This window comes from Prochlorococcus marinus CUG1435 (genome assembly GCA_017644375.1).
GTDB lineage: Bacteria > Cyanobacteriota > Cyanobacteriia > PCC-6307 > Cyanobiaceae > Prochlorococcus_A > Prochlorococcus_A marinus_AH.
The window spans coordinates 316,157-336,098 of the sequence record JAEPLP010000001.1; the positions used below are offsets into that span (position 1 = coordinate 316,157).

Sequence of the window (19,942 nt, forward strand, 5' to 3'; positions counted from 1 at the left end):
GAAAAATTGGCAGAATTATCTTTGAACTTCAAAGTTTTATACTTTTTTTAAATTTTATCTATTCTTTTATAACCATACCAATCTGGACTATTAGCGTTTTCAATTAAATTATTTTCTTGAGTTAATTCTATTTCCCATTTACCTATCTTTTTTATAAGTTTACAATCATCACAATCAAATAATGTTTTTAAAGAGGCAATATCGTCTTTATGCTTTTTTTTACAGCCCATAAGCCATTTAGATTTTGCTATATTTTTTGCCTCTAATTTGCTTGAAGCCACAACTAAACCAAATTCATGTTTTTCTTGCATAGAACTTGGATCATAACCTCCCATATTGACGAACCATAAATTTTTTTTGCTTTTTTGTTCATTTAAAAATTTGTTTTTTTCAAATTTATTATTTTGAATATATTTTATATTCAACTTATACCCATCTACATAATTTATTTTTTTATAGCTATCAATATGTAATCCCTCGTAAGTTCCAAACCAATCTTTTCTTAGTACCTCATATGTATCCTCAATTTTTGAGCCTACAACCCATCTAACATCATGTAATTCAATATTTGCCTTTTTTGCTTTTCCTCCAAGAACAACCAAAAATAGGTATTTTTTTTCTATTTTTTTCATTAATAAAATTTAAAAATTTATTACTTTTAATTTAAATTCAACAAAAAAAAATTTTAAAAAATTAAAATAAAGATTTCGTTAAAATAGTTAATAAATCTCTAACTAAACCAACCATTTTTCTTTTTTTTAACTTCTGGTGAAGTCTGAATTTTTGGAGATTCGTCTGTTCTACCTTTAATAATCATTAAAGGAACAATTGCCCAAAGAGCTAAAAATAATATCCAAAATAAATAAATGTTCATAGAATTCAACAACAATCCATTTATTAAAGTCGATTTAAATTATATCTGTGAGTTTCTTTTTAAAGTCCCAATTTACATGTATAATTTACATCATCTTTAATTGAAAGATTACACATAATATAAATACTAGAAATAACAAATTTAAAAATCAAAGATAAATAAAATATAGCTTGAAAGATTTGCACTCAACATAACCACTGCTTTGCCTCAGAAGATGTAGAGTGCTTTACTATGATGACATCAAAAAAATTATTCGTGAAATATTTTTAATCGAATTAATTTACATTAAAATTTCCTTCAGCAAATTTTTTTATTAATGAAAAAATGTGATTTATGTCTTAAGCCAGATAAAGTTCAATACAGGGTGAAATCCAAAGTTCATAAGGAATGGATTTTTTGTTGTAAAAATTGCTGGAATATTATTTCAAAGCAAATAAATTACTCTTATGGTGGCACAAGAAAGTCATAAAAATAAATATTCAAGCAAACTAACTTGCAAAACCAATAAATAATTAATCTTGTAATTTATTAAAAATTAAATAAATAAGGCATTGACAATAAATGGTGATTTATAGACATAATTTATAAAATTTACTAACAAAAATATTTAAAAAAAAAATTATTAATTTATCCTCTAAATGTACTATCACCTTAAAAGAATTTGTCTTATTTTGCTAAGCCCAACTATTTAGTCTATGATGAATGGTTTGATGATGATATAGAAAAAACAAAAATAGATTTTAAAAAAAAAATAAAATCTATTTCAAATATACATGAATTTTTTTATGAGCAATCTAATTACAAAGTTGGGGCCTCGGAAAATAATTTGACTCAAGAAATCAAAGTAAATAAAAAAGAACTAATTGCTAATAATTATCTTCAAAACAATTCAGTCAATTTTACTTCAGTATCTAATAAGGAATTAATTCTATTTAAAAGAATACCCAAAATTAATCTTAAATTTGAGATCAAAAATCGAATAATTTATTTTTTAACCATCTCTAGCTTTCTAATAATTTTTGGATTTGTCATATTTTTTATTTGGTCATAAATAAAAAAAGTGAATCGAAAATAATAACTATTTGCTCATATCTAAAAATAATTTTATTTTAAAAAAGTTTTTTAAATTCATTTTTTATAGATTTATATTCTGAATTAATGTCTTTAATAAATTCATCTGCTTCTTTTTTAATATCCTTGATTTGATTAACTTTTTCTTTGCTTTTCTCAAAGAAAGTTGATTGGAATTTTCCTGGATTTATCTCCTCAATCCAATATCCTCCAAAACAATAAAATTGATTAGGCACAATAGTTAAAACAAATAATTTTTTGGAAGTTTTATATTGATTAATTATCTTATTAACTAAAGCTCCTTTAGTTTTATTATTCCCAAACAAAGTAATCTCTTTTGCAAAAGTCTTAAAATTATCTGATATATTTTTAGTTTTTTCCAATGAATTTCTAGTGATTAACTTTTCAAGAGAATAACAATAGTCAAATAGATTGGTATTTTCCTTTCGCGAAGGATAAATAGTTATGAAAGAACTAAAAAATAAAAAAAAAGTTAAAATTAAATTATTAAACATTTAAAATTTTAGTCCGATTAAATATTGCGTCAAATAAAAAAATTTAAAACGTTTCATTAATTATCTCTAAAAGATTCAAACGAACTCTATTGATTAAGATAACCTCTTTTTTGAAAAAATCAAAATTTTTACTTACTAAATATAAATAAGTATTTTTCTAACAGATAAGAAATTTTCGTATAATAAACTCATAAAAAATTCTATTACTGCAAATAAAAGTATCAAATCTTTTTTAGATTTTTTTTCAAGATTATTAATTTCGGCAATATTTATATCAGCCATACCAAGCAAAATAAATGGTTTTAAAATAACAGTTGAATATATTTCATCAAAAGGTTTTCCTGATCCAATTGCATCTATTCTTCTAGTAGGGGCCATTATATGTCTTATCATGGGTTCCGGATTCTTTATATTTGGAGAGAATCAAAAAATTGGTTCAGCATTTTTATTACTTTTTCTTATTCCAACAACAATAATTTTTCATATGTTTCCTTTTAATCAAAAAGCCGTGCTAATGAATCTAGGATTGATAGGTGGATTAATTATTACTTCTATAAGGGATCCAAAATAAAAAAATAATTAATAATGAATTATCTTTTTTATTTTTTCTCCCTTAATTCTGGAAAACAACTAGCAATATGAATTAATTCATAAACTTCTTCACTATCATATTTTTTATTGGGAATTCCGCTCCCTACATCAATTCCTATTGCTTGCATCTTTTTTAAGATCAATGATTTTCTTTCACTACTAGACATAGACTTAAATATTTTCATTCGTTTTTGTTTATTCACTGAACTCCACATAATTAAATTTTATTATCAAGGTGAAAATCCTTCAGCGATTCATCACATAAGTAAGAAAGCCAGTAAATGTAAGTAATTTAAATCCAATAAAGAAAGGCAAATATTTTTTTAACTTTTTACCAGAGGTTGATAATTTATTTAATGAATTCCCTATTTTTTGCATTACAGTTTTAATTATTTAGATTATCATAACGAATTTTATTTCAAATGATCACATTAGCGATTTGTATAATTTAATTAGTGGATCTAAACTTGAAAAAGAAAAATATACTTTTTTTTATGAATGATAAAGAAACAATAATTTCATTATTAAATGAATTTGCAAATCCCAAAAAAATGGCTTCATTTTTTGTGAAAAATGCCACTCATGATTTTTTATTCATCAGACCAAGTGGTAATCCTATAAGTGCAGAAGGATTTGAACAAATGATTTCCGGTGATGTAGTTCAAGAAAAGGCAGAAATAACTAAAATTCACCGATTCGAATTTCTAAGCGAAAATACAGTAATGTGCATTTTTACACTAGGTTCAAAATTCACTTATAAAGGTACACCTAATGATGACTTGCCAACAGTTACATCTATTTTTAAAAAAGTGGATAATGTTTGGAAAATTTCTTGGATGCAAAGATCCACAGGAAATTCAGATTTATCTTTGTGGGATTAGCAAAATTAATAGCCCTGTTAATGGTCTTATTACTTGTAGGTAGCTCTTTTTTTAGTTTAATTATCTACTTTATAAAATAAAATTAAAACATAACCAATGTCTTATATTTATTTCTTTCATACCAAAAGATAAATATTTTTTTTTGCATTTTATTATTGTCAAGTAAAAATATAAACTTTAGAAAGACTAACACCTATATCTAAAGCTAATAAAGCAATTAGTAACTTACTCATTTTTAGAACTCTCAACTATTTTTTTGTAAAGTTCTTCAGAAATAGGTTGCATAACTTTGTAATTTCATTTATTAAAATAATTATTTTGAAATTATTATCTGGTTACGAAATATACGAATAAATAACTTTTTTAATAGGCATAAAATATCTTCGACATAAGTTTTTCTTATAAAGTATCAATATATACTTAGTTAAAAAATCCACTAAATATCTAAACTTTTTTAAAGAATTTATTAATTAATAAAATTATCTATTTTTTAATATTTAATTTCTCTTTTTATCATTAAATCAATAACTAGAACAAACATATGAATTAAAAGAAGTCTAAATGCATGAATAAAGAAATCCCTCCCCACACTACTTAATTTCAAAAATTTTAGTATAAAAATTTATCAAGACCATATATTTTTAAACACAGATTAGATTGATTTCTTAAGAATGAGTTAATTATGTTATGGTCTTCTCCAAAATTCCTCATATAAAAGGGTGCTTTTTGGTAATCTAATGTATTCATTCTTTTGCCTAGCATGGCAGAGGAGAATCAATAAATTTCAAAGTAACTCCTATTATGAATTTTTATTAGATTTCTAAAAAATTAAAAATCTTATTTCAAATAAATAGATCCTCTATAAGTAAGCTTTATTGACTTTTCTTCTTGTTTTCTACAATATACAAATGATTTTCCATTGAAGTACATGTTTACCATAATGCAGCTCCCTAACTTGCTCAAGTCCCCGTCCTATGGCTTGAGTCGTACTGCGGTCTATCAAATGGTAGATCGGACGATTTTGTAGCATTTACTACAATCTATTTATATAGTATTTATACTTAGCTGTCAACTCTTAAGTGAAACTTAAATTCAATTTAAACTTGAATTCTTCTCTTATAAATGCCCTATAAATAAAAAATAACATATAACTACGAGTAACTACTATAAAAATTGAAATAAATGCTAGTACTACACAAATTGGGCAATGTGGAAATCCCATTATTAGTTTTCTAATATAAATTTTAATTGAGTCTCTGCACTGAGAATATCAATCCTTCTCTTAAATAATTTAAAAAATTTTATTATTTTTTTCAAAATTAAACATTAATAGTTCATCGATAATACTATTATTTCGAGAACGAATATATCAATAAGCAAAAATACCGAATCTTTTGATATAACTGAATTCCTGTAACATAATTATACAATAAATAATGTCCATACAAGATTAAATACTCTTTTTATTATTAACTGATATGAGCTTTTTAGAATATAAAAATAGTTTTAATTTCAACTCCCTTGCAGCGCGATTTTTCGTTTGCTAAAAAGATAAAGCGGACTAAAGTCCATTACTCCACGAGGATTTAGTCCGCTGCCTAAATCCTAAATTTACAAAACTTTCTAATTTGATATCAATCTATTTTTTTTCATATGAATATCTTGATTACTTGATAAATTAATTTTGTATCTTGCTTTTACAAAATATATAGGGTTATTTAATTTAGTTACTAAATCCTCGTGGAGAAAGCTTTAGTTAACTTTTTTTATTGGTTATTATTAAGATCAGCCGAATCACATTACGGCAAATCACTGCTAAAAGGAGAAGTTCCATATAATTCAACCAAAAGTTATTATTGATTTTGTTAATTTCTAAAACTTTGCATCATTAATAGTAAAATTTATATGGTGTTTCTTTGGAAGAGTTTCACCAAGAGGGGGCGATCTTTGCCCCCTTATAATGTAAAAATTTTATAAATTGAAAATAAAAGTAATGAATATATCGCCACACTTATTGATTGATGCCGCGATACTAAGTACTGCCCTTACAATAACTTTGGTACTAAGAGCTAAAGGTAATAGAAAAGAAAAAGGAAATAAATGATTACTAAAAAAGATGAAGAAGAATTATAAAACCTAAATTATTTAAAATTTGGAACTTTATTATTTATGGAAGTTCAATTGCTATTGGAGTTTTCTTAGTTTATTTATATTCCTCTTATATTTTTATAAATAAATGACATTTATTTGCCCTCTGCAAGTCGTATTCATCTCGCTAACTACAAAGTAGCTAAAGATCTTATGAATCCTGATTTATTTCTACTCGAATCATCTTAGAAAGGATAGTCGCAATATCTACCAATCACTTCTATTAGGGTAGAAATACTCTATGAATTTTAAATCAAAAAGAGGATAATTATGGAGTAGAGATAAAGGAGGTTTTATGAAATTCGCTACTCCGTTCACTGCACTAAAAAATGCTACCTCAGACATATGGAGAATGCATGATTTCAATTATCAATTACCCAATAATGAATTAAAAAAATATTGGGATCAAGAATGTATGAGGCATCCTACTAATAATCATTGCAAAATTTATTGCGATTAATATTTGATCTTTTAGGTATTCTTACGCTTGATTTTTATATATCATCCGTACTAAAGCATAATCAGATAGTAAGGGAAACAATCAGATGACTAATCTAACTATAGAAATTCTATTTTGGGCAATTTTAGTTTCTTATCTAGGATTAAGATTTTCTCAAACCTGGAATGGATTCAAAAAACAATATTAATTAGGAGAGGAATATGAAACTTAAAACACAATTCACAGTTCTAGAAAAAAGATCTGCGAGATCTTGATTATTTCAAAAAAAAGTAGAATTTTTAGAAAAAACTTTTAAGAAAAAATATCAAGATTAAGCAACTAAAGAAGATTGTTTAGTTTCTTGCAAATAACTATTCAATAATCGGTTTTGCATAGCTTATAAACTCTAAGAATATTCGTAAATTTTTGATGAGAGATTGAACAATGAAATTAAAATTCATGCCAATAAAAATTTTTAGAGAAACTCCAAAAGTTAAATTCTTTGATGCAGTTTTGGAGGAATCTAATGGTTGTGATGTGGTAATTCACTCTGGAGAGGCTATCTCTCCTCCAGATGATGCTAAAGATGAACAATATTACGTTCATAATCATCAAATCGATCATAACTTAGTTATTACTGGAGAAAGAACATTTGTTTTAATAAATCCTTCATGGGATGAACCCTATCATGTGATTTATTTAAATAGATTCATGGGGGCATTACAAATTCCCATCGGAACTTATCACAGATCAATCTCAGGTAAAGAAGGCAGTATTGTTTTAAATCAGCCCCAAAGAGATAAATTTTTTGATCCAGCCAAAGAATTTATCCCACAAAAATTAGACAAAATTAGTTTAATTAAGGCAAGAAAAAGTCCTCCTGTTTATTGGATTTACGAAAATAATCAAATTAAGAGATTAAGCTTTAATCCCTTAGAACGAAAAATTAATTCCATTGCTTGATATGAACAAAACAAAAAAAATTATTTCAACCAAAATCAATAATTCAAAAAATCTGAATTTAATTATTAATTCTGATAACTATAAATTAGCTTATGAAGATATTAATTTACTCAGCAGAAATGAAATGCGCGGAGTAAGAATGTTGCTTGAAATTACTAAACCAGATTTAATTCTGGAAGAAAATAATATTCTTTCAACCATAATAATTTTTGGAGGCGCAAGTATTACAGAAGAATCCAAAACAAAAAAGAAAATAGATGACATAAAAAAGTTAATAAAAAAAAATCCTGCATCCAATCTTCTTAAAAGAAAATTAAATAGATTTAAAAATTTACTATTAATGAGTCACTATTATCAGTCTGCTAGAGAGTTTTCTAAACTCGCTTCAATTAATAATCAAAATGAAAATTGTAATTCTAATGTGATTGTTACAGGTGGTGGTCCAGGTATTATGGAAGCTGCTAATAGAGGTGCATTTGAAGCAAATTGTAAATCTATTGGATTAAATATAAGTCTCCCCAATGAACAAATCCCAAATGCTTATATTACTCCTGGCCTTTGCTTTAAATTTAATTACTTTGCATTAAGAAAAATCCATTTCGTCATGCGATCAATTGGAGCTGTATTTTTTCCTGGAGGTTTTGGAACATTGGATGAATTATTTGAATTACTAACACTCCGTCAAACAGGTATGAAAAATAAAATCCCAATAATACTTTTTGGAAGAGAATATTGGGATAGGGTGATCAATTTCGAATATCTTGCTGATCTTGGATTGATTTCGGATGATAACTTAAATCTTTTTGAATATGCAGACACAGCTTATGAAGCATGGGAAATTATCAAATCATCAAATATCTCAGAATTAGGATAGAAATCCAAAAAATAATCAATTTCCCAATCTCACAACAAACTTTTCTAAAAATAAAAATTTGTTAGATAATCAGTTTATACGAAATTTATCCAAACTTTATTCAAATCTATATTTTAGCCGGGATCCTCTGGTACAAAAAAAATCTACCTACTGGCTAATGAACCATGCACCAGTATTCATAGAAAGGTTTTTAAAAACCTATAAAAAAATGTTCACGATATGTTCACGATTTAATGGCTTCACCTTCGAGTTGGAAATTCTACAAAGAAGAACAAACTAAGATTTTATGGGTACATATTTGTAATCAAGATTTAACAGGTATAACTATTTCAATTAATAAATGGTGGAAGACAAGATATCCAGAGTTCAAAATGAGAATAGTTTCTAAAAAAGAATTCGAACATATAAAAATGCAAGAGCAGCAACAGCAACAATAAAATTAATCTTTGGTAAATTTTGATGCTGAATATTTTATTTGTGCAGCTAATATAATTTGAGTACATAAATGAATAAATGAATTATGCATTTACAAAAGTCTCAAATTTGAAAGTTAATAGGGTTTCTAAAATAGCCATTACTCTTGCATCATCAACTTTCTTCTTATACGCATTAGGTCAAGCATCAATTTTTAAAAATATTCTTGCAGGTGCTTTATCTTGTTCTGGCTAAAAAACCACTTGTTTACAAGAGATGCTTAGTATTTAGAATACTACTGATTGACAGTCGATCTAAAGTAAGGGGCAATTAGCTCCTTTTTTTTTATTTTGCTATACAAATACTAAGAGATAATCTAAATTTACCTGCTTTAATAAAATAGTGTGGAATTAACTGAGCTAATCAAAGATTACGTAGCGACAGAATTATTATCAAGTATTGAACTTGATTTTCTTGAAGGAGAGTTATGGGAAACTACTCAACATATTGCTGAAATAAATACAGTTTTTAAAGCCCCAAAAAAAATATGTGAGAAATTAGATCTAGATGAAAAATCTTGTTGGCTATTATGTTGTGCAGCTGTACTTGACTCCTCAAGACCTTTAAAGAACGGACAAAAAAGAGTTCATGATTTTAAAAAATTAATTAATCAATATGAAATTAACTTCGTATAAAAAACAGAAAAATCGATGAAACATTTACTTATTGCATCAATCCTTTTTTTTATACCTTTAGGAGCTTTTGCTGATGAAAGGCACAGACAAATTGAGTACGAAGCTATAAATCTTGTTATTAAAAAATATGGAAAAGGCTTAGAAAATAGATTAAAAGGAACTGAATTAAATCCCAATTATCGAAGTTGGTATGAGAATGATTGTTTTGTAAGTGTTGCTGCAGGTACATACCAAGAAAGTAATTGGTCCTCAATGGAGTGGTTTAGCGTTAATATCTGTTCTGATTCTGTTGAAATAATGGAAAGTGAATGAAGGGAATAAAACGACTATTCGTTTTGCAACATTTAGAAATACAAGGACCTGGTCTTTTTAAACTCTTCAACAAAAGCACTTTCCTCTAATCACTAAATCAAAACTCTTGCACTGTTTTAGATGCTGAGGAAATAAAAAAGCAAGAACAAAAAGATACTATTGAAAGGTTGTACCCATAAATTTTTACCCAAACTTTTTCGATTAACAGTCTATCTAAACTAGAGAAATAAAAATCTCTTTTTTTAACTTTTTCTTACCGTTATTCTGCTTCTTCTTTAACTTCACTGTCGTTTAACTCTTCCGCTTTTAGTTCCTCTTTTTCAAATTCAACTACTTTTACCTTTGGCTCTTCCGCTTTGACTTCAACTAATTTTGCTGCTATAGATTCAAACTTACCTTTAACAAAATTTACTATGAAGATTAATATTGGAACATGAGCTAGACCACCCATTATCACTTTAGTTTCTGAATAATACATTTGTAAGTTAATGAGAACTGAAACATTTAAGCATAAATTTAATTTGATAATTACTTATATTAAGTTGATATTAGGAGAAATAATTAATTGACAGTCGATCTAGAATAAGGGGCATTAGCTCCTTTTTTTAATGTCAAATACTAAAGCCATAGAAGATTTAATTAATGGTTATGCAACCAGTGAAGATTCTTCTTTTCTAATACCAAACGTAACTGAGGATTTTTTAGCTGTAAGACCAAGTGGGAATCCAATATCTGCTAAGGGATTAGTGGGAATGTTTGATAGTAAAGACTTAGTTGCAGAATCATCAGAACTAATCAAAACCCACAAAATTGAAATTTACGGTGAGATAGCTTACGCAGTTTTTACTTTAAATGAAATCTTCAGATATAAAGGAAATCAAAATAAAGATCTTTCAACTTATACTTGCATTTTTAAAAATGTAAATGGTACTTGGAAGTATTCTTGGATGCAAAGATCTCAAGGCACTACTGATATGAATACATGGTAATAAATGAAACGCTTATTACTCCCGCTACTAGCTGCTATTGCTTTCCTAAATAGGAACTTTGATGGATAATAAATTTATACACAAAAAAGTTTGGATAACACGTCCTCCAAGCTAAAAAAATCGCCGAGATCCCCTGATATGACTAAAGAAAAGTTTTAGCTAATGAAAAGTGAGCGCGGCTAGCTATCACTGCGATCTCAAAGAATCATAATTTTTTACCCAAACTTTACTCAAACCCTATATATTCGCCGAGATCCTATGGTACAACAGGAACCTAGCTACTGGTTAATGAACCATGTACCAGCTTGATATAACTAGGTTTTTTGAAATTTATAAAGTTTTATTCTAGCAAAACTAATAAATATAAAGCATCCATTGAGGTAAAGATTTAGGATAATTTGTGATTGACATTCGATCTAAACTTAGAGGGATAAAACACTCTTTTTTTTGATGAGAAACAAATTTAAAAGATCAGCTTTTTTTGATATGTCTGATGACCTTTTCTATCGAATATCATTAATAGGATTTTTAGTTGTTTTTAGCTCAATGGTATTTTTCCTAACGAAATATAGAGAAAAAAAAGTTAATAATATAAGCCAGATTTCCATAACTGAACAAATTTAATTTTTAAAGCAGTAATGCAAAGATTTATAATTTCACCGTTATTTGCTTTATCTAGGTTTTTTATAAATATTTACGGAATATTTTTAAAGTTTTTTCTTCAATTAAATGGTGGTTATTGGTCAAGAATTGGTTTAGCCGAAAATATTACAGAGGAAAGAATAAAAAAAAGAAGATTTTATATCCTGCCTTTTTATATTCTTCTAGCTTTATTGTTTGGATTACTATCTGCTCTATATTGGTATTTTGTTATTCTCCATGTGCCACTTTCAATAGAAAGATATTTAAGTCCATTGAATAACAATATTGCTTTAATAATTGCTTTTGCTACTTTCTTTGGTTGGCTTTATATTCTTTGTAAAACAAACAAATAAAATGCTTACTGAGAGATGATGTGGTCCGCGGATTAAAGATTTAATTAATCATGATTAAATCATTCTTAAGGATTCATGCAAAATATTTATGACCGATTAATTTATATTTACGACAGTTCTGGTGATCGACTCGACCAAGGTTGACTAACTAGATCTTCACTAATCCATGGTCTGCAACACCAAGGTAAATTAACTTATCTAACCTTTACGGCAAGAAAGTTAAGTGATCAGAAATTAATCTTTCGGGATTAATTCTGAACTATCTTAAAAATTAAGTCGTTTGTAAAGCATGAAGAAGTGAGTTATCACTTTTACATTCAAAACTAATTTCTAAGAAAATTCTTAATCTGATTATTAAATAGATCTCCTTTCTGTCGTCACCATTTAAAAAAGACCTGTAAAAGGGTCTTTTTTTATGTCTTAAATTTTATTTATATACTGTTAATCCACAAATAATTAAATATTTTTATCTCGCTCTTTCGCGATCAGTTAATGCTTTTTCAAAAGTAAAAAAGAAAGTACAAATGCTGTTCAATGCAACCAACAAAAGAACTACTGATCTTCCATGTTGATTTAATTGAAGTGATCTTTGAGTCATACTTTTAATAATCTTCATTGTAATCGGATGGACTACCAGTTAAAGAACAAACAACTGATTCCTCTTTTTTCATTTCTTTTATTTCCATTATTGGTCTGCCCATTTTCTTAAGAACATCTATATCTTCTTTAGTCTGACAGCGAGCAATTATGTTTCCTTTTTGATCAAAGCAACTGTAGTAAGTCATTTTATTAAATGCAATTTAAAGTTCATGGTTGATTTCAGTTGCAGCAACGCACCCGATTCATGACAACCATATTTCTAATTTAGGTCAGCCATAGATTTAAATGGCTAAAAAAACATACCTCTTTCCGTACCTAAATGTTCCTCAAACCGCACACATTAGATACGCAGTGTTTTAGTCAAATCAATTAGAACAAAGAGGTAGTTAAACGAATATACAAAGGAGAATTTATGAGTGGAGATTTTGAGACTCTTGAAATTAATCAACCAAAAATTAAATATTTAAAACCAGAAGATAATACAAAATGGTTAGACAAATTAATTAATAATATTGAGGACATGAAGAAGAAGATATCAAAAGATTCTTAGAAATTTAAGAAAGAAACTTTTTTATTTGATCTTTAGTTTGAATGAAAAGAAATTCAAAAAAGAATTTAAATTTTGTATTTAAGGTAACCGCTTTTTTGTGAGTATTATTCAGAATAGGAGTCCGACTATTTTTTTATGCAAAAAAAGTTAGATGAAAATTCTTATGAAAAAAGAATTGAAAATATAGAAAAAGGAAAATCTTATTTAAAAAGTAATGGATTTTTTAAATCAAAATCTAATCTATTCGAAGACATACAAAGATTTATCTATAAAAGGTAATTTAAAAAATATTTTTTACTTTTGATTAATTAAATCTCTCCATAAGCAAGCCATCACATAAAAGAAAGAAAGACTTGAAAAGGTAAAGAGAAAAAAAGAATGGGTCAATTTTCTATAACTAAATTAGACCAAATAATCCTGCAGTAAAACCAACAGCCGAAAAGAATGTGAACTCAATCAAATCTCTTGGGGCAGAGTTCATAAATAAACCGATTTGAGTCATGATTTTATGATTTGAGAGAATCTTTTAAATCAAACTTTTCAGCTTTTTCAATTTGACACTCAGTATCATCTTCAGCACATTTGATTTCAGCTTTTTTGTTCATGTGGCTGCTACAACCGCCTGCTATAACTGGTAAACCGGTCGTAGCCGTAAAACCAGTTAAACATGCAAAAGCTATATAAGGAAAAAGTCTTTTCATTTAATTGTTACTTTATGTAAACTTATTATGTTACATAAAAAGCTCAAGTGTGAGTAGCTGATAATTCGCGTACACCCTATACCAATCATCTAAAGTGATTTAGCAAACCTATGAGTTTTATATTTATCTGAGTATTTTTACTTATATGTTGAGTTGAAGACTTTAAATAATTAATGTTTGTTTTGGGTTTATATATATGTCATGGATAAAGAACATTTAATTGATTTAATATCTAATAGCATTATTTCTGAGATTAAAGATCTCGAAATTAATGAAGAAAAATTGATTGCAAATAATTATTTAAATAATCTGAATTTAAATCAGCTTAGAATAATTTCTAAAGAATTTATTTTGTAATTTTTATTGAATATTTATTTAAATAAATGAGATTTTCTTTACTATCATTTGAATTTTAATAAGTTAATACCTTTTAATTAATATGAATGATTCGGAAGAATTTAAACCTAGCCTTAAACAAATAAATGAGGATATCAGACCTACATGGGAAGATATCAAAAAACAATCAGAAGTTTTAGTTAACAAACTTGGTTGCCCTAGATCATTTGTAGGAGGGATGCTTCATGCAATAGCAAGCGACTTCTCTGATATGAAAACTTGGGAATAAATGAAAAACTTATTACTTACACCACTTTTCAAACTATTCAAAAAAAGCACTTTCCTCTTATCACTAAATCAAAACTCGTGCCCTGTTTTAGATGCTGAAGACATAAAAAAGCAAGAACAGAAAGAAGCTATTGAAAGGTTGTACCCGTAAACTTTTAACAGAACTGTATCACATCATATATACGATGCAGCTCGGTCCTATGCACCCCCATGCCACCCATTACTTTCCTAAATTGTGACTTTGATGGATAATAAACATATAAAAAAAATCTGATTCTAGCAAAATTCTAGCAGATAAATTCCTTCAATTCCCTTGATATGACTGAAGAAAATTTTTGGCTAATGAAGTGGGTACTTGATGCTAAAAACTAAAGCCTTCCAAATCCCTTAATTCTTTTTTCTGATTTATATCCTGCTTGTACGAATTGAGTATTATCAGTCCCTATATCATAAAGAGTATAATTTTTTCCTGCCCCAATACCAATAACAGCTTTTTGCGGAACTTTCTGCTCTTTCTTACGATTTCCATTTAAATCTTCTACTTCAGAATTAACAATTCCCTCTGTCAATTCCAAATGAAACTGTTGTTTGCTTCTTGCAGTAAATAATCTGTTTACCTGAAGACGTGTAAGTCTATCAAGGAGTGTAAGTGGCGGCGTTTCTAATGTTAAATTCTCGCCCACATCTTTTGAGCTGCCGTGAATTAAACCACAATCAAGTTCAACAAATCCAAATTGAAGTGCTGCTATCCAATCAAGGAATGATTTGTCTACAGCATTCGTAAGAGACTTAACTACTTCTTCACCCTTATTTATTCTCAAAGCTTCAGCTCTTTGATCACCACGGTAGCCACTTTCCAAGAGGATTTGTTCTTCCCACCAACCATATATGCACCATGGTTGTAAATCATTACTTTTTGGATTAATTAACCTATGGAGAAGCCTATTACAGTTTTTTTCAGGACCTATCATATCCCCCAGAACAAAAAGAGTTATATTACCTGGAGTTTTTTTTAAGTCTTTTTGAATAAGTTCATAAGTATCTAGATCCCCTTTAAGACCACTTACGAGTGCCCAGCGTTCTATCATCTTTCACAAACATGAGATGCATCTTCAGCTTGTTCTGCAAATTCGAATCCATTTTTTAAACGCCATGCAAAAATCGGAGGAAGACCAGCATCTATTATTGCTTTACACGTAAGTTCAATATCATATTCCACTTCTCTAATTTTAACTTCATTGGTGACTTCGTTATGAACAACATAAGTAGCTTTCGTTCCTCCATGCCTTGGCTCTCCTACTGAACCAGCATTTACTATTCTTCGCATCGGCAATTGAATTTCTTTTTCTTGAATATCTTTGGGAGCAGCGTTTTTGATCTTTACAGCAATTGAACCATCTGCTAATTCTCGAATATAAGGTTGGTGAGTGTGACCACAAAATAGAATCTCTGCTCTGGCATTTTCAACTCTCTCAAGAGCTGCAAATGCATCCATATCGGGTAGAAGATATTCATGTTGACTATTGGGACTACCATGAACAAAAAGACATTTATCTTTACGTATTGAGTAGGGAAGATTAGCTAGATAATCCTTATTTTCTTTAGTTAATTTATCCGTAGTCCATTGGTGAGCAAAATGACCTCTCTTTTCAGCAAGCTGAGAAGGATAACTACAATCGCAAGCATCTAATCCATCAACAACGTCTTCGTCCCAACATCCCTGACAAGTAGGAATTTTTTTATCTCTTATTAATTCAATAACCTCATTAGGTTGAGGACCATAACCCACTAGATCTCCAAGACAGGTAATATTTGTAATTCCTTGGAGTTCAATATCTTTTAAGACAGCCTCTACTGCAGGTAGATTTGCATGTAAACATGAGATGACAGCTTGATTCATTTTTAAGTTAACGGCGAGCAGTTTGCAGTTGTGAATTTCTAAGTGAAGTTTGATGATGATCTAGTACAGCATCATTAAGAAGACAATTATGAATCGTTGATTTTATTGAGTCGAAGTTTAAACTTTTCCCTTGTATAACAATTTCAGAACATCTTTCTGGTCTTCCATTAAGAGGGGCAACTTGGTTTAATGTTTGATATTGAGATCCTTGCTGACTGACTATCCAGTTAAACAAGATGTAACGCCCATCCGGCAAGTTCATTAATGCTTTTGCTCTATATACATCCCCATAAGCACCATTAACTAATTCAAACCAAAAAGTATTCAAGCTTGCAGGATCCCAAATATGCTTTTTAAGATCAAGGCTTATTGATTCAATTGCTCTAAAATCTAAAGTATCTTTAATTGATAATTCTGGATCTCTACCAAAATGAAGATATCTATTTGGCTGGAGATTATATTTTTCAAGTTCATTAATAATTCTCAGATCAACTCCATTAATACCTTGAGATTTAGGTATGAAAAATTGTGGAAATTCAATAATAATTAAAATGTTTTCTTTATCTTTCTCTGATATTGAGTTTGAAATAGATAAGTCTAATAAGTTAGGAATTTGATCTTTCAAAAAAGAAAAATCAATTTTTGAATTTATAGCTTGTTCTAAATTAATTTCTGAATATCCTCCAAGACGTAAGTAACCACAATCACCAGAATAATTCTTAAAAGTATTTAGTATCCAATTTGTCTTACCGCATCCAGGAGAACCTGATATTAAACAAACTTGACTCATAAAAAAGATACTAGCTAATGCATAAAATTTACACCAAAAAGGAAATGAAAATCATTTCTGTTTTTGTTTTTAAATATTTATTTTTTGACTTAAGTGATAAAACAATATTTTTTAGAAAATTAATTACCCCATAACACCCCTCACTTTCCTAAATAGAAACTTTCTTCGACTAATATTGTTAGATAAACTAAATAAAATGCTTTGGATTTGACTGACTTAAGAAAAAGTTAACAAAATACCATACCAGCACCATACCAGCAGCACTATTTCCCGCAAATTATAGACTATGACTGACCCTAACTACCGGCTAATGAAAAGTGAGCGCGTCTAGCTATTACTGGGATTTCAGGGAATCGTAATTTTTTACTCAAACTTTACTCAAACTTTTAAAGACTAAAAAACTAACCGATATTGAGTTCGGTTCGAAGTAAGAAAACCCTGAAACTATTAATCTCTTTTGATGAATAGTCTTCAAATGACAAAGACACAAAGCACAAAAACTACATTAAGTAGCAAGCTAAGTGTCTTGGAAGTAATCTGCATTAATTAAAAAGGTTTTTGTACTCGTGTGTAGGAGTGCGGGGTTAACCTTGAAACCGCTAGGCTCAAGTCCTTACGAAAAGGACAAGTCCTTAGACCACTTATACCGATAAAATATATTCATAACAAGTTTAGGTAACTTGATTCACTAGCCAAAAACTAATGAAAAGGAAGGTAAATTATTTAATAAATTTCTGCTTATAATTCTGGCTTCTCTTCTTCAACTGGCTTCTCTTCTTCAACTGGCTTCTCTTCTTCAACTGGTTTCTCTTCTTCAACTGGCATCTCTTCTTCAACTGGTTTCTCTTCTTCAACTGGCTTCTCTTCTTCAACTGGTTTCTCTTCTTCAACTGGCTTCTCTTCTTCAACTGGTTTCTCTTCTTCAACTGGCATCTCTTCTTCAACTGGTTTCTCTTCTTCAACTGGTTTCTCTTCTTCAACTGGCTTCTCTTCTTCAACTGGCTTCTCTCCTTCAAATGGTTTCTCTTCTTCTTCAGAAAATCTTCTTTTTAAAAATTCAGAAATTTTTTGGAAAAGATCCTTTAGGAATTCAAAAATTTTATACAGAATGTTTTTCATAAATAAAATTCCCTATTAGTTTTACGAGATAAAACTTAAACAAAATTAAACACATATTTCTTTTCAAAGCATTCCGAAAAAATACTTAATTCTTTTTTTAGAAAAAAATATTTTTGAAATTATCTTGGATGTCACATCTAAGAGCTGAATTGCAGTTCAATTTTTCATTTGCTAAAAAGATAGAGCGGGCTAAAGTCCAATGCTCCACGAGGATTTAGTCCGCTGCCGAAAGGTGAATCTATCCTAATTAAAGTAACTTTCTGCTAGTTTTGATAAATATATTGATTACTTGATAAATATTTTTTGTATATTGCTATTACAAAACTAATAAGGTTATCTAGATTAGTTACTAAATCCTCGTGGAGAAAGCTTTAGTTAACTTCTTTTACTGGTTACTAATAAAATCAGCTATATCACATTATGGTGAGTCATTGGTTCCAGTAGAAGTTCCATCTAATTCAACCAAACCTTTTTCTTAATTTCTAATGGCAGGTATTAAATACTTTAATCAAAAGCTTAGTTAAACTACCTTTTTTATTTTAAAACTAGAATTAATACTCCAAAAATTAAAGTAGAGGCAACAAATCCAACACCAACTAATCCAGCAATTATTCCAGTATTAAGATAGACCTTTACTTTTGCTAATTCCTTCCCTTCTCCAATAGTCCTCATATTTTAAATTTCTTTTTTGATAATCTAATGCGTTCATGTTCTTATCGAGTATGGCAAAAGGAGAATTAGTAAATTTCATGGCATAACCCCTCTAAAAAAAATAGTTTATTGAATATTTAATAGATATGAGATTTTATTTATCTCAAGTAACTAGATCCTCTATAAGTAAGCTTTATTGTTTTCTCTTCTTGGCTCTTGCAATATACGAAAGATTTGCCGTTAAAATACATGTTTACCATTATGCAGCTCCTGGTCTTGATCAAGTCCCCGTCCTATGGCTTGATTCGTACTGCGGTCTATCTAATAGTAGATCGGACGATTTGGTAGCATTTACTACACTTTATTTATAGAGTATTTATACTCAGTTGTCAACCCTTAAGATTAAAATTCTCAGTCGCAATAGACTAAACAATGCTGATTAGTTGGATGTTCTCTACATTCCCTCTTCCAATAGTCTTCAAATAAATGGTTATCTCTATCAAGATTTCTTGTTATTTCTTCCATTCTGTTTCCAGCATAATTAAATGCTTTTAGGTATCTTGGAAGGATTGTGAATTGATTGAATAGTTTCATTTAGACCTCCTAGATCTATACTTATATTTTCCTCCTATAGCCTTGAAATTTATAGGTCGGTTTGAGGAACTATTAGGTACGGGAAGAGGTATATATTTTGAATCAAAAAATACTAAAGCAGTCCTAAAATTAATACATGGTTGTCATGAGGCAGTTGCAGGGATACAACTGAAGCCAACCATAAATTATTAGAGATCAATTCAAGATTTAAAACACACTCATTATTTAAAAAGAAATCTTCTCCACTTTAGATAAAACTAAAATAAATCAGGATTTGAAAACAATGTAATCATAGATACCAACAGGTATTTAGCTAATTGATTATATATTTAATACACGAGTTAACCCGTTCCAATTTGTTGACTCTGAGGTTTTACCGTTGATTCCTTATCTTCTGAAAGTTGTTCCTTGCAGCTTTAGATTAAAAAACGGTCTTTATTTAATCTAAACCATGCAAAAGAAAATCGTAAAAAAATATGCTGAATTAATGCATCAGGCGCAACAAGCTACTGGAAGAAAAGAAGCAGTTGGACTAATACATAAAGCAGCAAAGTTAAAAACTAAATTTGATAATTACGAGATGATGTGATCATCTACAAAGCAATTTTCCCAAATAAGAATGTCATTCTTAAATAAATTCTCGATTAAAGAT

34 protein-coding genes are annotated in these 19,942 nt (G+C 28.7%); 21 read left to right on the top strand and 13 right to left on the bottom strand.

The window, feature by feature from the left end:
• Nucleotides 1–47 precede the first annotated feature (47 nt).
• A complete protein-coding gene (locus JJ844_01840) occupies nt 48–632 on the bottom strand; it encodes a DUF1543 domain-containing protein (GenBank protein ID MBO6974417.1) in 585 nt (194 codons plus the stop codon).
• Nucleotides 633–730: 98 nt separating this feature from the next.
• The gene (locus JJ844_01845) at nt 731–874 is read right to left on the bottom strand and encodes a hypothetical protein (protein ID MBO6974418.1); all 144 of its coding nucleotides are present in this window, start codon (nt 872–874) and stop codon (nt 731–733) included.
• A gap of 661 nt (nt 875–1,535) precedes the next feature.
• Here JJ844_01845 and JJ844_01850 point away from each other — a divergent pair.
• Nucleotides 1,536–1,925: a hypothetical protein gene (locus JJ844_01850; GenBank protein MBO6974419.1), complete on the top strand. Its 390-nt coding sequence runs from the start codon at nt 1,536–1,538 to the stop codon at nt 1,923–1,925.
• Nucleotides 1,926–1,983: 58 nt separating this feature from the next.
• Here JJ844_01850 and JJ844_01855 read toward each other — a convergent pair whose 3' ends face one another.
• The gene (locus JJ844_01855) at nt 1,984–2,460 is read right to left on the bottom strand and encodes a carbon storage regulator CsrA (GenBank protein MBO6974420.1); all 477 of its coding nucleotides are present in this window, start codon (nt 2,458–2,460) and stop codon (nt 1,984–1,986) included.
• Nucleotides 2,461–2,650: 190 nt separating this feature from the next.
• Between JJ844_01855 and JJ844_01860 the strand changes: the two genes are divergently transcribed.
• Nucleotides 2,651–3,031, top strand: a complete 381-nt coding sequence (locus JJ844_01860; GenBank protein MBO6974421.1) for a DoxX family protein — start codon at nt 2,651–2,653, stop codon at nt 3,029–3,031.
• Nucleotides 3,032–3,059: 28 nt separating this feature from the next.
• Here JJ844_01860 and JJ844_01865 read toward each other — a convergent pair whose 3' ends face one another.
• A complete protein-coding gene (locus tag JJ844_01865) occupies nt 3,060–3,254 on the bottom strand; it encodes a hypothetical protein (GenBank protein ID MBO6974422.1) in 195 nt (64 codons plus the stop codon).
• Between the two features lie 291 nt (nt 3,255–3,545).
• Here JJ844_01865 and JJ844_01870 point away from each other — a divergent pair, with 291 nt between their 5' ends.
• The 8 genes from JJ844_01870 to JJ844_01905 all read left to right on the top strand — a co-directional run bounded on the left by JJ844_01870 (nt 3,546) and on the right by JJ844_01905 (nt 9,777).
• Nucleotides 3,546–3,932, top strand: a complete 387-nt coding sequence (locus JJ844_01870; protein MBO6974423.1) for a DUF3804 family protein — start codon at nt 3,546–3,548, stop codon at nt 3,930–3,932.
• Nucleotides 3,933–6,375: 2,443 nt separating this feature from the next.
• Complete coding sequence (locus tag JJ844_01875; GenBank protein MBO6974424.1) at nt 6,376–6,540, top strand: hypothetical protein; 165 nt, start codon at nt 6,376–6,378, stop codon at nt 6,538–6,540.
• A 423-nt stretch (nt 6,541–6,963) separates the two neighbouring features.
• Nucleotides 6,964–7,482, top strand: a complete 519-nt coding sequence (locus JJ844_01880; protein MBO6974425.1) for a hemagglutinin — start codon at nt 6,964–6,966, stop codon at nt 7,480–7,482.
• Nucleotide 7,483: 1 nt separating this feature from the next.
• Nucleotides 7,484–8,356: an LOG family protein gene (locus tag JJ844_01885; GenBank protein MBO6974426.1), complete on the top strand. Its 873-nt coding sequence runs from the start codon at nt 7,484–7,486 to the stop codon at nt 8,354–8,356.
• A 233-nt stretch (nt 8,357–8,589) separates the two neighbouring features.
• On the top strand, nt 8,590–8,793 hold the full coding sequence (locus JJ844_01890) for a hypothetical protein (GenBank protein ID MBO6974427.1): 204 nt from the start codon (nt 8,590–8,592) through the stop codon (nt 8,791–8,793).
• Nucleotides 8,794–8,869: 76 nt separating this feature from the next.
• Nucleotides 8,870–9,025, top strand: coding sequence for a hypothetical protein (locus JJ844_01895; GenBank protein MBO6974428.1), 156 nt, complete (start codon nt 8,870–8,872; stop codon nt 9,023–9,025).
• Between the two features lie 149 nt (nt 9,026–9,174).
• A complete protein-coding gene (locus JJ844_01900) occupies nt 9,175–9,465 on the top strand; it encodes an inward rectifier potassium channel (GenBank protein MBO6974429.1) in 291 nt (96 codons plus the stop codon).
• A 15-nt stretch (nt 9,466–9,480) separates the two neighbouring features.
• The gene (locus JJ844_01905; protein MBO6974430.1) at nt 9,481–9,777 is read left to right on the top strand and encodes a heat-labile enterotoxin alpha chain; all 297 of its coding nucleotides are present in this window, start codon (nt 9,481–9,483) and stop codon (nt 9,775–9,777) included.
• Between the two features lie 259 nt (nt 9,778–10,036).
• On the opposite strand, the gene JJ844_01910 is transcribed toward JJ844_01905, so the two are convergent.
• On the bottom strand, nt 10,037–10,255 hold the full coding sequence (locus tag JJ844_01910) for a hypothetical protein (GenBank protein MBO6974431.1): 219 nt from the start codon (nt 10,253–10,255) through the stop codon (nt 10,037–10,039).
• Nucleotides 10,256–10,385: 130 nt separating this feature from the next.
• Here JJ844_01910 and JJ844_01915 point away from each other — a divergent pair, with 130 nt between their 5' ends.
• The 3 genes from JJ844_01915 (at nt 10,386) to JJ844_01925 (ending at nt 11,761) form a co-directional block, all read left to right on the top strand.
• On the top strand, nt 10,386–10,766 hold the full coding sequence (locus tag JJ844_01915) for a DUF3804 family protein (protein MBO6974432.1): 381 nt from the start codon (nt 10,386–10,388) through the stop codon (nt 10,764–10,766).
• A 450-nt stretch (nt 10,767–11,216) separates the two neighbouring features.
• Nucleotides 11,217–11,390 (top strand): hypothetical protein, encoded by a 174-nt coding sequence (locus JJ844_01920; protein MBO6974433.1) that lies wholly within the window; start codon nt 11,217–11,219, stop codon nt 11,388–11,390.
• Nucleotides 11,391–11,404: 14 nt separating this feature from the next.
• A complete protein-coding gene (locus tag JJ844_01925; GenBank protein ID MBO6974434.1) occupies nt 11,405–11,761 on the top strand; it encodes a hypothetical protein in 357 nt (118 codons plus the stop codon).
• A gap of 602 nt (nt 11,762–12,363) precedes the next feature.
• Here the strand turns inward: JJ844_01925 and JJ844_01930 are convergent.
• Entirely contained in the window at nt 12,364–12,546 is a 183-nt protein-coding gene (locus JJ844_01930) for a hypothetical protein (protein MBO6974435.1), read from the bottom strand.
• Nucleotides 12,547–12,773: 227 nt separating this feature from the next.
• Here JJ844_01930 and JJ844_01935 point away from each other — a divergent pair, with 227 nt between their 5' ends.
• Together JJ844_01935 and JJ844_01940 are read left to right on the top strand one after the other, a co-directional pair.
• Nucleotides 12,774–12,911, top strand: coding sequence for a hypothetical protein (locus tag JJ844_01935; GenBank protein MBO6974436.1), 138 nt, complete (start codon nt 12,774–12,776; stop codon nt 12,909–12,911).
• A gap of 135 nt (nt 12,912–13,046) precedes the next feature.
• Entirely contained in the window at nt 13,047–13,190 is a 144-nt protein-coding gene (locus tag JJ844_01940) for a hypothetical protein (protein ID MBO6974437.1), read from the top strand.
• 227 nt (nt 13,191–13,417) lie between these two features.
• On the opposite strand, the gene JJ844_01945 is transcribed toward JJ844_01940, so the two are convergent.
• On the bottom strand, nt 13,418–13,612 hold the full coding sequence (locus tag JJ844_01945; protein ID MBO6974438.1) for a hypothetical protein: 195 nt from the start codon (nt 13,610–13,612) through the stop codon (nt 13,418–13,420).
• Between the two features lie 201 nt (nt 13,613–13,813).
• On the opposite strand from JJ844_01945, the gene JJ844_01950 reads away from it, so the two are divergent.
• From JJ844_01950 to JJ844_01960, 3 genes are all read left to right on the top strand, one after another.
• The gene (locus tag JJ844_01950) at nt 13,814–13,969 is read left to right on the top strand and encodes a hypothetical protein (GenBank protein ID MBO6974439.1); all 156 of its coding nucleotides are present in this window, start codon (nt 13,814–13,816) and stop codon (nt 13,967–13,969) included.
• An 82-nt stretch (nt 13,970–14,051) separates the two neighbouring features.
• Nucleotides 14,052–14,237: a hypothetical protein gene (locus JJ844_01955; protein MBO6974440.1), complete on the top strand. Its 186-nt coding sequence runs from the start codon at nt 14,052–14,054 to the stop codon at nt 14,235–14,237.
• A complete protein-coding gene (locus tag JJ844_01960; GenBank protein MBO6974441.1) occupies nt 14,238–14,387 on the top strand; it encodes a hypothetical protein in 150 nt (49 codons plus the stop codon).
• A 217-nt stretch (nt 14,388–14,604) separates the two neighbouring features.
• On the opposite strand, the gene JJ844_01965 is transcribed toward JJ844_01960, so the two are convergent.
• The 5 genes from JJ844_01965 to JJ844_01985 all read right to left on the bottom strand — a co-directional run bounded on the left by JJ844_01965 (nt 14,605) and on the right by JJ844_01985 (nt 18,717).
• Nucleotides 14,605–15,324, bottom strand: coding sequence for a phosphoesterase (locus JJ844_01965; protein ID MBO6974442.1), 720 nt, complete (start codon nt 15,322–15,324; stop codon nt 14,605–14,607).
• Nucleotides 15,321–16,136 (bottom strand): metallophosphoesterase family protein, encoded by an 816-nt coding sequence (locus JJ844_01970; protein ID MBO6974443.1) that lies wholly within the window; start codon nt 16,134–16,136, stop codon nt 15,321–15,323. Before JJ844_01970 ends, JJ844_01965 begins: the two co-directional genes overlap by 4 nt.
• A gap of 7 nt (nt 16,137–16,143) precedes the next feature.
• Nucleotides 16,144–16,926 (bottom strand): GTP-binding protein, encoded by a 783-nt coding sequence (locus JJ844_01975; protein MBO6974444.1) that lies wholly within the window; start codon nt 16,924–16,926, stop codon nt 16,144–16,146.
• 738 nt (nt 16,927–17,664) lie between these two features.
• Nucleotides 17,665–18,045, bottom strand: a complete 381-nt coding sequence (locus JJ844_01980; protein ID MBO6974445.1) for a hypothetical protein — start codon at nt 18,043–18,045, stop codon at nt 17,665–17,667.
• A 534-nt stretch (nt 18,046–18,579) separates the two neighbouring features.
• Nucleotides 18,580–18,717 (bottom strand): hypothetical protein, encoded by a 138-nt coding sequence (locus tag JJ844_01985; GenBank protein ID MBO6974446.1) that lies wholly within the window; start codon nt 18,715–18,717, stop codon nt 18,580–18,582.
• A 125-nt stretch (nt 18,718–18,842) separates the two neighbouring features.
• Here JJ844_01985 and JJ844_01990 point away from each other — a divergent pair, with 125 nt between their 5' ends.
• Complete coding sequence (locus JJ844_01990; protein MBO6974447.1) at nt 18,843–19,067, top strand: hypothetical protein; 225 nt, start codon at nt 18,843–18,845, stop codon at nt 19,065–19,067.
• A gap of 40 nt (nt 19,068–19,107) precedes the next feature.
• On the opposite strand, the gene JJ844_01995 is transcribed toward JJ844_01990, so the two are convergent.
• Nucleotides 19,108–19,290 carry a hypothetical protein gene (locus JJ844_01995; GenBank protein ID MBO6974448.1) on the bottom strand — a complete coding sequence of 61 codons (183 nt, stop codon included), beginning with the start codon at nt 19,288–19,290 and terminating at the stop codon, nt 19,108–19,110.
• Between the two features lie 42 nt (nt 19,291–19,332).
• Between JJ844_01995 and JJ844_02000 the strand changes: the two genes are divergently transcribed.
• The gene (locus JJ844_02000; protein MBO6974449.1) at nt 19,333–19,482 is read left to right on the top strand and encodes a hypothetical protein; all 150 of its coding nucleotides are present in this window, start codon (nt 19,333–19,335) and stop codon (nt 19,480–19,482) included.
• Between the two features lie 259 nt (nt 19,483–19,741).
• A complete protein-coding gene (locus JJ844_02005; protein ID MBO6974450.1) occupies nt 19,742–19,879 on the top strand; it encodes a hypothetical protein in 138 nt (45 codons plus the stop codon).
• The last annotated feature ends 63 nt before the right edge of the window (nt 19,880–19,942 follow it).

Coding starts and splice junctions, on each gene's coding strand:
- JJ844_01950 (MBO6974439.1), top strand. CDS start 13,814: ATGGATAAAGAACATTTAATTGATTTAATATCTAATAGCATTATTTCT.
- JJ844_01945 (MBO6974438.1), bottom strand. CDS start 13,612: ATGAAAAGACTTTTTCCTTATATAGCTTTTGCATGTTTAACTGGTTTT.
- JJ844_01955 (MBO6974440.1), top strand. CDS start 14,052: ATGAATGATTCGGAAGAATTTAAACCTAGCCTTAAACAAATAAATGAG.
- JJ844_01845 (MBO6974418.1), bottom strand. CDS start 874: ATGAACATTTATTTATTTTGGATATTATTTTTAGCTCTTTGGGCAATT.
- JJ844_01940 (MBO6974437.1), top strand. CDS start 13,047: ATGCAAAAAAAGTTAGATGAAAATTCTTATGAAAAAAGAATTGAAAAT.
- JJ844_01970 (MBO6974443.1), bottom strand. CDS start 16,136: ATGAATCAAGCTGTCATCTCATGTTTACATGCAAATCTACCTGCAGTA.
- JJ844_01930 (MBO6974435.1), bottom strand. CDS start 12,546: ATGACTTACTACAGTTGCTTTGATCAAAAAGGAAACATAATTGCTCGC.
- JJ844_01935 (MBO6974436.1), top strand. CDS start 12,774: ATGAGTGGAGATTTTGAGACTCTTGAAATTAATCAACCAAAAATTAAA.
- JJ844_01875 (MBO6974424.1), top strand. CDS start 6,376: ATGAAATTCGCTACTCCGTTCACTGCACTAAAAAATGCTACCTCAGAC.
- JJ844_01980 (MBO6974445.1), bottom strand. CDS start 18,045: ATGAAAAACATTCTGTATAAAATTTTTGAATTCCTAAAGGATCTTTTC.
- JJ844_01990 (MBO6974447.1), top strand. CDS start 18,843: ATGAGATTTTATTTATCTCAAGTAACTAGATCCTCTATAAGTAAGCTT.
- JJ844_01960 (MBO6974441.1), top strand. CDS start 14,238: ATGAAAAACTTATTACTTACACCACTTTTCAAACTATTCAAAAAAAGC.
- JJ844_01840 (MBO6974417.1), bottom strand. CDS start 632: ATGAAAAAAATAGAAAAAAAATACCTATTTTTGGTTGTTCTTGGAGGA.
- JJ844_02005 (MBO6974450.1), top strand. CDS start 19,742: ATGCAAAAGAAAATCGTAAAAAAATATGCTGAATTAATGCATCAGGCG.
- JJ844_01915 (MBO6974432.1), top strand. CDS start 10,386: ATGTCAAATACTAAAGCCATAGAAGATTTAATTAATGGTTATGCAACC.
- JJ844_01870 (MBO6974423.1), top strand. CDS start 3,546: ATGAATGATAAAGAAACAATAATTTCATTATTAAATGAATTTGCAAAT.
- JJ844_01965 (MBO6974442.1), bottom strand. CDS start 15,324: ATGATAGAACGCTGGGCACTCGTAAGTGGTCTTAAAGGGGATCTAGAT.
- JJ844_01920 (MBO6974433.1), top strand. CDS start 11,217: ATGAGAAACAAATTTAAAAGATCAGCTTTTTTTGATATGTCTGATGAC.
- JJ844_01905 (MBO6974430.1), top strand. CDS start 9,481: ATGAAACATTTACTTATTGCATCAATCCTTTTTTTTATACCTTTAGGA.
- JJ844_01895 (MBO6974428.1), top strand. CDS start 8,870: ATGAATTATGCATTTACAAAAGTCTCAAATTTGAAAGTTAATAGGGTT.
- JJ844_01910 (MBO6974431.1), bottom strand. CDS start 10,255: ATGTATTATTCAGAAACTAAAGTGATAATGGGTGGTCTAGCTCATGTT.
- JJ844_01925 (MBO6974434.1), top strand. CDS start 11,405: ATGCAAAGATTTATAATTTCACCGTTATTTGCTTTATCTAGGTTTTTT.
- JJ844_01855 (MBO6974420.1), bottom strand. CDS start 2,460: ATGTTTAATAATTTAATTTTAACTTTTTTTTTATTTTTTAGTTCTTTC.
- JJ844_01885 (MBO6974426.1), top strand. CDS start 7,484: ATGAACAAAACAAAAAAAATTATTTCAACCAAAATCAATAATTCAAAA.
- JJ844_01985 (MBO6974446.1), bottom strand. CDS start 18,717: ATGAGGACTATTGGAGAAGGGAAGGAATTAGCAAAAGTAAAGGTCTAT.
- JJ844_01975 (MBO6974444.1), bottom strand. CDS start 16,926: ATGAGTCAAGTTTGTTTAATATCAGGTTCTCCTGGATGCGGTAAGACA.
- JJ844_01890 (MBO6974427.1), top strand. CDS start 8,590: ATGGCTTCACCTTCGAGTTGGAAATTCTACAAAGAAGAACAAACTAAG.
- JJ844_01880 (MBO6974425.1), top strand. CDS start 6,964: ATGAAATTAAAATTCATGCCAATAAAAATTTTTAGAGAAACTCCAAAA.
- JJ844_01995 (MBO6974448.1), bottom strand. CDS start 19,290: ATGAAACTATTCAATCAATTCACAATCCTTCCAAGATACCTAAAAGCA.